At 64.9% G+C, this 13028-nt stretch carries 11 protein-coding genes; 5 read left to right on the top strand and 6 right to left on the bottom strand.

The features are described from left to right. Nucleotides 1–4: 4 nt before the first annotated feature. The 3 genes from NKI08_RS14755 to NKI08_RS14765 are packed head-to-tail and all read right to left on the bottom strand — an operon-like array spanning nucleotide 5 to nucleotide 3826. Nucleotides 5–1591 (bottom strand): ATP-binding protein, encoded by a 1587-nt coding sequence (locus NKI08_RS14755; RefSeq protein ID WP_352770341.1) that lies wholly within the window; start codon nucleotides 1589–1591, stop codon nucleotides 5–7. Beyond that, complete coding sequence (locus NKI08_RS14760) at nucleotides 1579–2271, bottom strand: response regulator transcription factor (protein ID WP_352770344.1); 693 nt, start codon at nucleotides 2269–2271, stop codon at nucleotides 1579–1581. Before NKI08_RS14760 ends, NKI08_RS14755 begins: the two co-directional genes overlap by 13 nt. A gap of 4 nt (nucleotides 2272–2275) precedes the next feature. Beyond that, nucleotides 2276–3826: a DUF4153 domain-containing protein gene (locus NKI08_RS14765; protein ID WP_352770347.1), complete on the bottom strand. Its 1551-nt coding sequence runs from the start codon at nucleotides 3824–3826 to the stop codon at nucleotides 2276–2278. A 278-nt stretch (nucleotides 3827–4104) separates the two neighbouring features. Between NKI08_RS14765 and NKI08_RS14770 the strand changes: the two genes are divergently transcribed. After that, complete coding sequence (locus NKI08_RS14770) at nucleotides 4105–4986, top strand: HpcH/HpaI aldolase/citrate lyase family protein (protein ID WP_352770350.1); 882 nt, start codon at nucleotides 4105–4107, stop codon at nucleotides 4984–4986. A gap of 28 nt (nucleotides 4987–5014) precedes the next feature. Then, nucleotides 5015–5221 (top strand): DUF1737 domain-containing protein, encoded by a 207-nt coding sequence (locus NKI08_RS14775; protein WP_352470863.1) that lies wholly within the window; start codon nucleotides 5015–5017, stop codon nucleotides 5219–5221. Between the two features lie 289 nt (nucleotides 5222–5510). On the opposite strand, the gene NKI08_RS14780 is transcribed toward NKI08_RS14775, so the two are convergent. After that, complete coding sequence (locus NKI08_RS14780; protein WP_023680515.1) at nucleotides 5511–5933, bottom strand: metallopeptidase family protein; 423 nt, start codon at nucleotides 5931–5933, stop codon at nucleotides 5511–5513. A gap of 183 nt (nucleotides 5934–6116) precedes the next feature. On the opposite strand from NKI08_RS14780, the gene NKI08_RS14785 reads away from it, so the two are divergent. From NKI08_RS14785 to NKI08_RS14795, 3 genes are read left to right on the top strand one after another with little or no spacing between them, the layout of a single operon-like run. Further along, the gene (locus NKI08_RS14785) at nucleotides 6117–7199 is read left to right on the top strand and encodes an ImuA family protein (RefSeq protein ID WP_352770353.1); all 1083 of its coding nucleotides are present in this window, start codon (nucleotides 6117–6119) and stop codon (nucleotides 7197–7199) included. Further along, a complete protein-coding gene (locus tag NKI08_RS14790; RefSeq protein ID WP_352770355.1) occupies nucleotides 7132–8610 on the top strand; it encodes a DUF6504 family protein in 1479 nt (492 codons plus the stop codon). The genes NKI08_RS14785 and NKI08_RS14790 overlap by 68 nt, the downstream gene beginning before the upstream one ends. Further along, nucleotides 8607–11915, top strand: a complete 3309-nt coding sequence (locus tag NKI08_RS14795) for an error-prone DNA polymerase (protein ID WP_352770358.1) — start codon at nucleotides 8607–8609, stop codon at nucleotides 11913–11915. The genes NKI08_RS14790 and NKI08_RS14795 overlap by 4 nt, the downstream gene beginning before the upstream one ends. Before the next feature lie 41 nt (nucleotides 11916–11956). On the opposite strand, the gene NKI08_RS14800 is transcribed toward NKI08_RS14795, so the two are convergent. Together NKI08_RS14800 and NKI08_RS14805 are read right to left on the bottom strand one after the other, a co-directional pair. After that, entirely contained in the window at nucleotides 11957–12193 is a 237-nt protein-coding gene (locus tag NKI08_RS14800; RefSeq protein WP_352470869.1) for a Trm112 family protein, read from the bottom strand. Between the two features lie 84 nt (nucleotides 12194–12277). Beyond that, complete coding sequence (locus NKI08_RS14805) at nucleotides 12278–12949, bottom strand: LON peptidase substrate-binding domain-containing protein (protein ID WP_352470870.1); 672 nt, start codon at nucleotides 12947–12949, stop codon at nucleotides 12278–12280. Between the last annotated feature and the right edge of the window lie 79 nt (nucleotides 12950–13028).

Here is a 13028-nt window from a genome sequence, read left to right on the forward strand (position 1 = left end):
CGAGTCACGCCGCCGGCAGGATGATCTCGAAGCGCGTGCCGCTCGCCGAGTCAACCAGCCGGATCGTGCCATCATGCGCTTTCAGGAGGGCCAGCACGATGCCGAGGCCCATGCCGGTGCCGCCGGAATCGCGGCGCGTGGTGAAGAACGGCTCGAAGATGCGGCCTCGGTTGCTGGGCGAAATGCCGGCGCCGTCGTCAGCGACCACGATGGTGGCCTTGCCGTCCGCTTTTGCGGCTGTGACCGATACCAGCGTCGCGCCGTGCCGCGCCGAATTGTCGATGAGATTGGCCAGCACGATCGCAGCGTTTTCGGCCGATATGCGCAGCCCGATCTCGGTGCCCGCCTCGACGCGCACCGCCAGCCTGTCGTCGGCCGGCAGCAGCGCCAGTGCAGCAGTGAGCGACGTGTTTTCGCCGCTCGGTTCGAGATTTTCGGCGCGCGCCAGGTCGAGCAGGCGGCGCACCAGAAGGTTGAGCCGGCCGGCATCGGTGACGATATTGTCCGAAAAACGCCGCCGCTCGGCCTCGTCCATCGCGCTGCCCGAATCGCGCAGCAGTTCGGCGGCCCCCTGGATCGCCGTCAGCGGCGATTTGAGCTCGTGCGAGACGTGGGTGGCAAAGGTCTGGATGCCGTCGGAGCGTGCGTGCAGCTTTTCGGCCATGTCGAGGAAAGCAGCAGAGAGTTCACCCATTTCGCGCGTGCCGTGGTGATCGAGCGGCCTGATCGCCGCGCGGTCGCCGGCGGCGATGCGTTTCGTGCGTTCCATCAGCGCATAGATCGGACGGCTGACGGCGCGCAGGAAGACCAGCCCGATCAGCAGCGCGCCGCCGAGGATGGCGATTGCCGCCAGCGCCACCTTGCCGCGCTCGCCATAGAGATGCTTGACGATGTTGTTCGGCGTCCGCGACAGATAGACGACGCCGGCGACCTTGCCGGAGACCGCAACCGGCATGGCGACAAAGACGCGAACCTTGGTGCCGCGGCTGACCGAATAGAGCGGCGGCGACGGCTGGTCGGGAACCCGCAGCCTGAGCGCGCTGGCGTAGCGGCCGGCAAGCGCTGCGCGAACCTCTTCGACAGCCGCGAGCGACAGGCCGGCCTCCTCACGGCCGGCGATGACCACGCCTCTGGGATCGAGCAGCCGGAAGCCGGCGAGCGTGGTCTTCTGCGTCTCGGCAAGAATGCCCGACAGGCGTGCGCCGATTGAAGCGAACGCGGGATCGGCGCTGGCCGCGGTGGCCGCGGGCCGGGTCGGCAGGATCCCGTCGGACGCAAGATCGAGGCCCGGTTCGATCGGCTGGTAGGGAGAGGCCCGATCGCTGGTGTTGGGTGAAGGCACGGGTGCGCCTAGCTTTTCCGGGGCAATGCCGGCCTCGCGAACCTCTTGCGCATAGATCGCGCCAAGGGCGGCGCCTTGGGCGATCAGCTCGGCCTCGGTTTGCCGGATCAGCTGGTTCTCGTAGAGCCGGAAGAAAAACAGGCCGGCCAGCGGCAGCGCCATCACCATGATCAGGATGGCGATGACGACCGTGGCGAGGCGAGGCCGCCATTTGCTGCCAATCAGTTCTTGGGCGCTCACGCGCCGCATCCGCCCAGCCGAAAACCGACGCCGTGCACGGTCTCGATCGCATCGACGCAGCCGACGGCCGCCAGCTTGGCGCGGATATTGCGGATGTGGCTGTCGACGGTGCGGTCTGCGACATGGATATTGGCCGCATAGGCGTTGCCCATCACCATGTCGCGGCCAAGCACATGCGCCGGCCGCGCCAAAAAGCCTTTCAGGATCGCGAATTCGATCGACGTCAGCGCCAGCGGCTTGCCGTCGAAGCTGGCTGTATGGCTTGCCGGAACCAGCAACAGTCTGCCATGCGAGAATTGCCGGTCGTCGGCTGGTTCCGGCGTGGGCCGAGCGCGGCGCAGAATGACGTTGACGCGGGCGACCAGCTCGCGCGGGCTGAACGGCTTGGTGACATAATCATCGCCGCCCATCTCCAGCCCGAGCACGCGGTCGATCTCTTCATCCCGCGCGGACAGGAACAGCACCGGCAGGTCGGATGTGTGGCGCAGCCGCCGGCACACTTCCAGCCCGTCCATTTCCGGCATGCCGATGTCGAGCACGACGAGATCGGGCGCATGGCGCTCTATCGCCTGCAAGGCAGCCGCGCCGTCCGGCACCGCCAGCGTTTTCATGCCGGCCTTTTCCAGCGCGAAGCAGATGATTTCGCGAATGTGCGGGTCGTCGTCGGCGACCAGTATGTGGTGCGGCATCAAATCAGCGGCCCGGCATGAAGGGTTCGGACATCGGAGGAACCACGAACGGGCCACGCCTGTCGAGGGCGCGGTTGAGCCGCCAGTCACGAAAGCTCCAGCCCCGCCAGTTCTCCTGGCCGGCGCGGAAGCGTGCTTCGTCCTGTGCATACCAGCCGGCGAGTTCGCGGATGGAGGCATCCTCCGCGGAAACCGTCCTGCTCTGGTGCTGGACGAAGCGATCGAGCGCCGGCAAGGCGCCGGGTCCGAGCGAGCGCAAGTACCAGACGTCGAGCTGGGTGCCTTGGCCGGTCATTTCGAAGCAATGGTCGACATTGTAGTTGGCGATCAGCGCGGCAAAGTTGATGAACGAGCAAGCATAGAGCGTCGCCGATAGCGTCAGAAGATTGGCGGCAAGCAGCCATTCGTTGGACTTTTCGCGCGCGATGCGGGCCATGATCAGGACAAGGCCCGCCGCCACCAGCCCCATCCAGACGAACGCAGCGACACGCCAATAGGTCAGCGCATAGATACCGATATAGAGATCGAGCCGCAGGATCGACGAGATCACCAGGAGGATGTTCTGCGCCACCCAGGCATAAACCAGCCGGCGGATGAGCGGATCGCCGGAGGTCGCGCTTCCCGGCCGCAGCGCCGCCAGCACGAAGCCGGCGGCCAGCAGCGCCGTGACGATCAGCGGATAGGCGCCGCGATGCGCGTAGGCGGCATAGGTCAGCCCGTCGGGAAGCGCGATGCCGCCCCACAGATAGGTGGCGTCGAGTGCGCTCTGCACCGCGAACAGGATGTTGAAGACGACGAGCGCGCGGAGGATAGCGGCCTTGCCGAAGACGATGTCTTCGATCGTGGGACTTATGGCTGGCCTCGTCGGTGTGCTGGCAGGCGTTCCCAACCGGGGAATATGCCGGAGAAGCCGCGGCAGGCGCGGCCGCAGAAAGGCCCATACGCCGGCGAGCGCGAATAGCCAGAAGGCAAGACGCGGCAACTGCATGAGGTTGAGCAGGGCGAAGAGATCAATCAGCGAAAACCAGTATTCGATGACGGGATTGGCGGCGCCGAACAGCGCGAGGAACACTGCGCCGAGGCCCAGCGGCATGACCCAGACGGCGATCGCCGCAAGGCGCACGCGCCGCCGGCCAAGCCGCCGCGCCGCCGTGCGCCAGCGGAAGAAATCAAGAACGAGCCGAAATGGCGTTGCAACCAGGAACAGCGAGAGTTGGCCGGCAATACGGGCAAGGCCGCGCCGCAACCGTCCGGCCAGTGAAAGCGCGAAGATGGCCAGCCCCGCCAGCGCGATCGAGACGGACAGTGCGCTGACATTTTCCACAAGCGGCAGCAGCGCCATGAGCAGCGCAACCGGCTTGAACCAGAATTTGCCATCGTTGAAGGAGCCGAGAGGATGGAGAGCCATGCTCGCCGCGGCAATCGCAACGCCGAACAGGAAAAGCGTGATGCCCGCCGGTTGGCCATAGAAGAAAAAATCGGCCAGCGCGACGAGCAGGACGGCAACGCCGAAGCGGTTGCAATAGCTCGGCGCCGCCGGGAGGAATACTATCATGATCGGGCTTTCTCGGCGGCTTTGATGCGGGCGGTGGGCGGGGATTTCCGGACGAAAGGGAGGAGGTTTACCGAAGTCCGGGGCGGATCGACGAGCCACCAGCTTTCGCGGCGAAGCCGGTACGGCAGGGACCAACGAGAGTTCGTTTGCTCTTGCATGCCGCCCTTGTCGCATCCGGTCGGGTGGCAAGCGGGGCGGAGACGAGGAGATTTTCCGAAGTTGCGTGCAGTTTTTATGCACGGCTTGCCTCGGCCGGCTGCAGACGGCATAGATCGGAGATGACCACCGAAAGCTACCGCCCGCGCCGCTCGGTGCTTTACATCCCGGCTTCGAACGACAAGGCGCTGGCCAAGATCCAATCGCTGGCCTGCGATACCGTCGTCATCGATCTCGAGGACGCCGTCGCCCCGGCCGACAAGCCTTCCGCGCGCGAAAAGCTGGTGGCGATTTTCGCCGGCCATTCCAACCGGCGCTGCGAGATGGTCGTGCGCATCAATGCGCTGTCGAGCGAGTGGGGCGGCGCCGACCTGCTGGCCGCGGCAAAATGCTCGCCCGACGCCATCCTGCTGCCCAAGGTCGACACGCCGCGCGACATTCTCGAGGCCGGCGACGTGCTCGACGACAATTTTATCGCCGACGAAGTCAAGCTATGGGCGATGATCGAGACGCCCAAGGCGCTGCTCAACATCGGGCCGATTGCCGAGCTCGGCCGCGATCCGGGCTCTCGCCTGGTTTGTTTCGTTGCCGGAACGAACGACCTGGTCAAGGACACCGGCATTCTCGCCACGCCCGACCGGCGTTATCTCGTTCCATGGCTGATGCAGATGGTGCTCGCCGCGCGCGCCGGCGGCCTCGACCTGCTCGATGGCGTCTTCAATGATTTTCGCGATATGGACGGGTTTGCGCGCGAGTGCACGGAAGCGGCCGCCATGGGTTTTGACGGCAAGTCGCTGATCCATCCGGCTCAGATCGAAGCCGCGAACCGCGCCTTTGCACCGTCGCCCGAAGCAATAGCCGAAGCGCGCGCGGTCAAGGATGCCTTCGCGCTCGCCCAAAATACCGGTAGGGCGGTAGTTGCGCTGAACGGCAAGATGGTCGAGCGGCTGCATCTGGCGCAGGCCGAAAAACTGCTGGCGAAGGCCGCCGCTGTTCGCGCATGACTAACGCAACTGACGACAGGATTGAAGAATGAAACTCTACCGTTTTCTGTCCGGTCCGGACGATTCCAGCTTCTGCCACAAGGTGACGGCGGCGTTGAACAAGGGCTGGCACCTGTTCGGCTCGCCGACCTATGCCTATGACCAGGAAGCCAAGACCATGCGCTGCGGCCAGGCCGTGGTGAAGGACATCGAGGGCCAGGAATACGGCCCCGACACCAAGCTCAGCGATTGGTAGGGAGGTTCGCTGAAGCGCTCGTCCTTCGTCATCCTAGGGCGTAGCAGTCGCGAAGCGACGTCGCGGAGTACCCTAGGATCCATGCCGTTACCTCTGCCGAAGGGCACGGCGGATCAGGATTAGTGTGATCTACCACCGATCGGGATAGCCCCGTTACCCAGAACGGGATGATGAGCGTTCGGTTCTGCACCGCCGGCGCACTGCATCACTATCACGGCATGGATCCTGGGGTCTGCGCCGCGTCGCTTCGCTCCTTGCTCCGCCCCAGGATGACGAGGAGCGGGGTCGCTCACTCTGCTGCCTCTTCGATCTTCTCCATATCGTCGTCCGACAGGCCGAAATGGTGGCCGATCTCGTGGATCAGCACATGGGTGACGATGTCGCCCAGCGTTTCCTCGTTCTCGGCCCAGTAGTCGAGGATGGCGCGACGATAGAGGGTGATGCGGTTCGGCCCCTCGCCGGTCTGCGGATTCCAGCGCTCGGCGATGCCGCGCCCCTCGAACAGGCCGAGCAGGTCGAAGGGCGTTTCCAGCGAAAGGTCGTCCATGATCTCGTCGGTCGGGAATTCGGCGATCTGAATGACGATCTCGCCGGTCAACTTGCGAAAGTCCTCCGGCAGATGGGCATAGGCCTCCAGCGCCAGGAGCTCGATTTCCTCCATCGTTGGCGAAAGCTGGTCGTGCCAGATGCGTGTTTGGTAGATGCGAGCCATGCTTTGTCCTTTGATCCCGGCATATAGGCTTTCAGGCCGGACTCGGCAAATGGTCGGGCTGGAGTGCCCGTGCCATGCCCCCACTACAGGAATAAATTCCCCATGACTCCGCTTGACTCTTCGGGCGACCTCTGGAATCCTAGAGAACATAACAGGAACAATTGTGAGTGGAAGCTGACCGTCATGGCGACAAGCGCCGTGGCGCGGGAGACTGTTTTTGCCCTGCGCCGCCAGATCGCGAAGATCGAAGGGACCTTGCCCGAGCGCCTGGAGGCGCCGGCCAGTTCGTCGTTTGACGCGGATGTCCCTCGTCAGAGTCTGACACCCTCTCGGCATCCGACACCCGCTCGGAATCTGACCATTGTCCGGCGCGGCCTTGCCGTGGCGCCGCCCGATGCGTTTTTGCGCACCGGCGCCGAGCGCCTCGATGCTGCGCTGAGCGGCGGCCTGCCGAGGGCGGCGGTGAGCGAGTTTCATGGCGCCGCGACCCGCGATGCCGGGGCCGTTGCCGGTTTTGCCTTGTCGCTCGTCAGCCTGATCCTAAGCCAGGGGCCGCGATTGCCGGTGCTGTGGATCGGCACATCAGAGGTTTTCCGCGAGGCCGGCTTTCCCTATGCCAGGGGGCTTCACGCCTTCTTCGGCATCGAGCCGGAGCAATTGCTGTTTTCCGAGGCGCCAAGGCTGCTCGATGCGCTGTGGATCGCCGAGGAGGCTGCCCGGATGACGGCGCTGGCCGCCGTCATCCTCGAAATCCGCGGCAGCCCGCAGCGGCTTGACCTCACCGCGACGCGGCGGCTGCACGCCCGCGCGCAGAGTGCGGGCCGGCCGCTGTTCCTGCTGCGCCAGGCGGGCGAGCCCGAACCGACGGCAGCGCCCGTCCGCCTCATCCTGTCGGCGGCACCGGCGGCAACGCGTAAGACGCTTGCCGGGCCGCTCGCCGGCTCGATCGGCCGACCCGCCTTCACCGTCGCTATCGGCAAGAGCCGCACGGCCTTGTCCGGAAAATTCACACTGGAGTGGAACCCCGATGAACGCATATTCGAAGAAAGACGGGGCGAGCAAGGAAGGTCTCAGGAATGGACCCCAGAACGGCCAAAGAATCCTATCCCTGTGGTTTCCGCATCTCGCCGCCGAGAGGATCCTGCGGCAGCGTCTGGGGCGGTCCTGGCGTTCCCGGCCGTCGGATCACCTGCCGCTGGTGATCAGTCACCGCGACCGGAACGCCCAGCGCATCGCCGCCCTCGACGAGCGGGCCGAGGCGCTTAATCTGAAGCGCGGCATGGGCATAGCCGACGCACGCGCCATGCATCCCTCGATCGACATCGTGGAGGCCGATCCGGAGGCCGACCGGCGCCTGCTCGAAGGCCTCGCCGACTGGTGCGACCGCTATACCCCGCTGGTGGCGCTTGACGGGACCGACGGCCTCTATCTCGACGTCACCGGCTGCACCCATCTTTTCGGCGGCGAACGCTCGATGCTGGACGATATCCTGTCGCGTTTTTTCCATCAGGGCTTCGATGTCCGCGCCGGGCTTGCCGCCACGCCTGGTGCTGCCTGGGCGGCGGCGCGGTTTGCTGGCGACCGCATCGTGCCCGATGGTGAGGAGGAAGCGCTTCTCGCGCCCTTGCCGCTGGCGGCGCTGCGCATCGACCCGGAGGTACGCGCCAGCCTCGAAAGCGTCGGCCTGCGCACGGCGGGCGCCGTCATGGCGGCACCGCGCGCGCCGCTGGCCCGCCGCTTCGGCGCATCGCTGCTCTTGCGCCTCGACCAGGCGCTTGGCCGCCTCGAGGAGGCCGTGTCGCCGCGCCTGCCGGTGGCACCGCTTTCGGTCGAGCGTCACCTTGCCGAGCCGATCATGCTGACCGAGGACATCGAGCGGCTGACCGGCATGCTGGCGACCACCTTGAAGAGCGACCTCGAGCGTCGCGGCGAAGGCGCAAGGCGGCTGGCGCTGCTGCTTTTCCGTGTCGATGGCGGCGTCAGCCGCATCGCCGTCGGCACCTCGCGGCCTCTGCGCGAGCCGCGGCTGATCCAGAAATTGTTCCACGAAAGGCTTGCCGCGCTCGAACAGGATATCGACGCCGGCTATGGCTTCGATCTCGTGCGCCTTTCGGTGCTGACCGCCGCCGCCTTCGACATGCAGCAGGCCGACCTTGCCGGCGAGACGAGCGACGACGGTGCCGATATCGCGCTTTTTGCCGACCGCATTCGCGCCCGGCTCGGCGAAGGCGCGGTCTTGAAGCCGGTCGCCGTCGAGAGCCATTTGCCGGAGCGCGCCGTCGCCACCCTTCCCTTCACGGAGGCGCCGCAGAGAAGCTCGCCGCCGAAGCAGCCGGACAAGGCGAAGGACGCTCCCATGACCGTCTTCCAGCCGGAACGGCCGATCCGGCTTTTCCGTTCGCCCGAGCCGATCGAGGTGCCGGCCACCGAAATGCCGGAAGGCCCGCCTTTGAACTTCCGCTGGCGGCGCGCGCTCTACCGGGTCGCGCGCGCCGAAGGGCCGGAGCGCATCGCGCCGGAATGGTGGCGAGGGGCGGCGGGACGAGAAGATGCCCCGACCCGGGATTATTTCCGCATCGAGGATGCCGACGGCCGCCGTTACTGGCTCTATCGCCAGGGCCTTTACGGCGCCTCGCAGCCCTCGCCGCGCTGGTTCATGCATGGGATCTTCGCATGAATGCGCTGACGGCCAACCCCTATGCCGAATTCGGCATCCAGTCGAACTTCTCGTTTCTGCGCGGTGCCTCGAAACCGGAGGAGCTGGTGGTCGCGGCAAAATTCCTGGGGTTTTCGGCGATCGGTCTCGCCGACCGCAACACGGTGGCGGGCGTGGTGCGCGCCTGGCAGCAGGCCAAGGTGGAGGGTGTTTCCTATCATCCCGGCTGCCGCCTGGTTTTTTGCGACGGCACGCCGGACATCCTCGCCTACCCGCAGGATCGCAAGGGTTGGGGTCATCTCTGCCGCATGCTGACGCAGGCCAATCTGCGTGACGAGAACGAAAAAGGGGCGACGCTCCTCAAACAGAGCGATCTTCTCGAATGGGGCGATCTCCTGTCGCTCGCCATACTGCCGGATGTGTCGGCGGACGCGGAAACCAGCCTCGCACTCCTTAGCCGGCTCAAGGATCGTTTCGGTGAAAACCTGTGGCTTGCGGTTTCGCCGGATTACCGCGGCAACGACCGCTTCCGTATCGAGCAGGCGGCGGCGATGGCGGAGCTGGCCGGCATCCCGTTGATGGCGACCAACGATGTTCTCTACCATACGTCGGAACGGCGCCCGCTGCAGGACGTGCTGACGGCGATCCGCCTCAATGTGCCCGTCGCCGAGGTGGGGCTGGAGCTGGCGGCCAATGCCGAGCGTCACTTAAAGCCGCCGCTGGAGATGGCACGGCTTTTTCGCAGGCATCCGCAAGCGCTGGCGGAAACGCTGCGTTTTGCCGGCGAGCTGACCTTCTCGCTCAGTGACCTGCAATACAACTATCCCGACGAGCCGACGGAATCGGGTCTTGGGCCGCAGGCCGAACTGGAAAGGCTGGCCAAGGAGGGAGCCGCCATCCGCTACCCCTCGGGCGTGCCCGCTTTTGTGACGCAGCGCATCGAGGAGGAGCTCGCTCTGATCGAGCGTCTGAACTACGCGCGCTATTTCCTGACTGTCCACGACATCGTCAAATTCGCCCGCAGCCAGAACATTCTCTGCCAGGGGCGCGGCTCTGCCGCCAACTCGATCGTCTGCTTCTGCATTGGCATCACCGAAGTCGGCCCGGACAGGATCGAAACGCTTTTCGAACGCTTCATTTCCGAGGAAAGAAACGAGCCGCCCGACATCGACGTCGATTTCGAGCATGAAAAGCGCGAGGAGGTCATCCAGTACATCTATTCCAAATACAGCACCAAGCGCACCGCGCTGGCCGCCGCCGTCGTCAGCTACCGGGGCCGCTCGGCGATGCGCGAAGTGGCCAAGGCGATGGGCCTGTCGGACGACGTCCGGGGCGCGCTGTCCAGTTCGATCTGGGGCTGGTCGACCTCGGAGCTCGGCGAAAAGGAGACAAAGGCCGGCGGCCTCGATCAGACCGATCCATCGACAAGGCATGTGATCGAATGCGCCAACGAGATCATGGGCTTTCCCCGTCATTTGTCGCAGCATGTCGGCGGTTTTGTCATCACCCGGGACCGGCTCGACGAGATCGTGCCCATCGTCAAGACGGCGATGGACGAGCGCAAGATGGTCGAGTGGGACAAGGACGATCTCGACGCGGTGAAAATCCTTAAAGTGGACGTGCTGGCGCTCGGCATGTTGACCTGCCTGCAGCGCGCCTTCACCCTGCTCCAGGATCATTATCCGCAGGCGCGGGACGCGTACGGCCTGCCCTATGTGCTGGCCACTCTGCCTGCCGAGGACAAGCATGTCTACGACATGATCTGCCGTGCCGACACGATCGGCGTCTTCCAGATCGAATCGCGCGCGCAGATGTCGATGCTGCCGCGGCTGCGGCCGAAAAGCTTTTACGACCTCGTCATCGAGGTGGCGATCGTGCGGCCCGGCCCGATCCAGGGCGACATGGTCCACCCTTACCTGCGCCGCCGGCAAGGCAAGGAGAAACCCGAATATCCCAAGCCGGAACTGGAAAAAATACTCGGCAGGACGCTGGGCGTGCCGCTGTTCCAGGAGCAGGCGATGAAGATCGCCATCGTTGCTGGCGGCTTCAGACCGGGCGAGGCCGATGAACTGCGCCGCGCCATGGCGACATTCAAGCGCACCGGCACGATCGGCAATTACCGCAAGAGAATGGTCGACGGCATGGTCGCCAAGGGCTACGAAAAAGACTTCGCCGAGCGCTGCTTCAAGCAGATCGAGGGTTTTGGCGAATACGGCTTTCCCGAGAGCCACGCCGCCTCCTTCGCCCTGCTGGTCTATGCCTCCTGCTGGTTCAAGACCTTCTATCCCGACGTGTTCTGCGCCGCGATCCTGAATTCCCAGCCGATGGGGTTTTACCAGCCGGCCCAGCTTGTCCGCGACGCGCATGATCACGGCGTCGAGATCCGCGAGGTCGATGTCAATTTTTCCGGCTGGGATTGCGCCTTGGAGAAATCGCCTTTCGATCCGGATCGTATCCTTGACCGCCATGCCCAGATGCGCGGCGTCATCCGGACCAGCCATGCCGTCCGGCTCGGCTTTCGCCAGGTCAAGGGCCTGTCGAAGGAGCGCATGGAAGCGTTTGTGTCGAGGCGCGGCGCCGGCTATGCATCCATACGCGACGTCTGGCTGCGCTCGGGCCTCAACGTCGACGAGATCGAAAAACTGGCGCAGGCCGACGCTTTCCGGTCGCTTGGATTGAACCGTCGCGACGCTCTATGGGCGGTCCGCGCGCTCGACGGCAAGAGTGCCGCCGAAAAGCTGCCGCTGTTCGACCAGCCGGCGATCCGCTTGCGCGATCTGGAGCCTGCAACCAGGCTCCCGACAATGCCGCTCGGCGAGCACGTCGTCCACGACTACCGCTCGCTTGGCCTGTCGCTGAAGGCGCACCCGGTCGCCTTCCTGCGTCAAAGGCTGGATCGTTCCGGCGTTACGCCCAATGTGCGGCTCGGCCAGGTGCGGGACGGCCGGCGCGTTTCGGTCGCCGGCCTCGTGCTGGTGCGGCAGCGGCCGGGCAATGGCAAGGCGATTTTCCTGACGCTGGAAGACGAGAATGCGGTCGCCAACATCATTTTCTGGGAAAGGACTTTTGACCGCTTCCGCCCCATCGTCATGGGCGCGCGTCTCATCCGCGTCACCGGCAAGCTGCAATCGGAATCTGACGTCATCCATATCGTCGCCGAGAAGGTCGAGGATCTGACGCCGTGGCTGTCGGTGCTGCTTGAACAGGCAAGGCCCGCGGACAGACTGTCGAGCAGTGCAGACGAGGCTCAGCCTGACACCATCGCGCAAACGGAACTATTGGGAAAGGCGGAGAAGGTCATGCCCAAAGGGCGCAATTTTCAATAGAGGCGCGAAAGATCGCGACGGAGCGGCTCTGAACCGCACACTCAGGGTGTTCCACCCAGGCGCGGCGGTGGCATGGCATCATCTATGGTGATGACACGCGCTTCCGATGGCAGCATGATCGGAATGCCGTCCCGCACCGGATAGGCAAGCTTTGCCACCCGCGAGATAAGCTCGCCGCGCTCCGGATCCCAGGCAAGCGGCCCCTTGGTCAGCGGGCAGGCCAAGAGTTCCAGCAGCTTGGGGTCGACGGTCCTGTTCCCGTCACGTCCATCCGCCATTCGATCCATCCTTTCCACAAGGCAATCGGTTAAGGTTTCGAGCGCGGACTTCCCCTTCTCCCCCTTGTGGGAGAAGGCAAGAACCTACTGCAAACTCGAACCGAAATCCTCATTGTCGCGCGCCAGCGCCATTTCGGTGATGGCGATCAGGGTCTCGGCGCGTGTCTTCAGATCGGCCGCTTCGAGCAGCGCCTGTTTCTCGGCCGGCCCGTAGGGCGCCATCATCGACAGTGCGTTGACCAGCATGGCGTTTTCGGCGCGGCTGACGCTTTCCCAGTCGGCCTCCAGATCGTTAGCCTGCAGATAGGCGCGAAACGCTTTGAGCAGCGCCGGCCGGTCGATCTCGGCGTCTGCCTGCTCCTCGTCGAGATCGGCGAGAAAGGGTGCCAACCGGCACTGCCGGAACGGTGTTTTGACCGTGAGCTCCTGGACAATACGGAACCGGCACACGCCCTGCAGCGAAATCAGGTAACGGCCGTCGCCGCTCTCGGACAGCGCAATGATGCGCCCGGCGCAGCCGACATTGCAGAGCTCCGGCTCGCCGTCGGGACGCAGCGCACCGTTAAGGCTGGGCTGGATCATGCCGATCAGCCGCGGCCCGGCGATCGCCTCGTCGACCATCTGCAGATAGCGCGGCTCGAAGATGTTGAGCGGCATGCGGCCTCCCGGGAGCAGCAATGCGCCCTCAAGCGGAAAGATCGGCATGGTCGACGGTAAGTCCGCAGCGAGCCGGTAATGCGCGTTTCCCGCCTGCACCTCAATCCTCCGATCGCTTTGTCAGGAAGCGCACAAAATCCGTCTCCTCCCGGCCGGCACAAGGCGCAACACCGGAAAC

Source organism: Mesorhizobium sp. M0768, assembly GCF_040320195.1.
Lineage (GTDB): Bacteria > Pseudomonadota > Alphaproteobacteria > Rhizobiales > Rhizobiaceae > Mesorhizobium.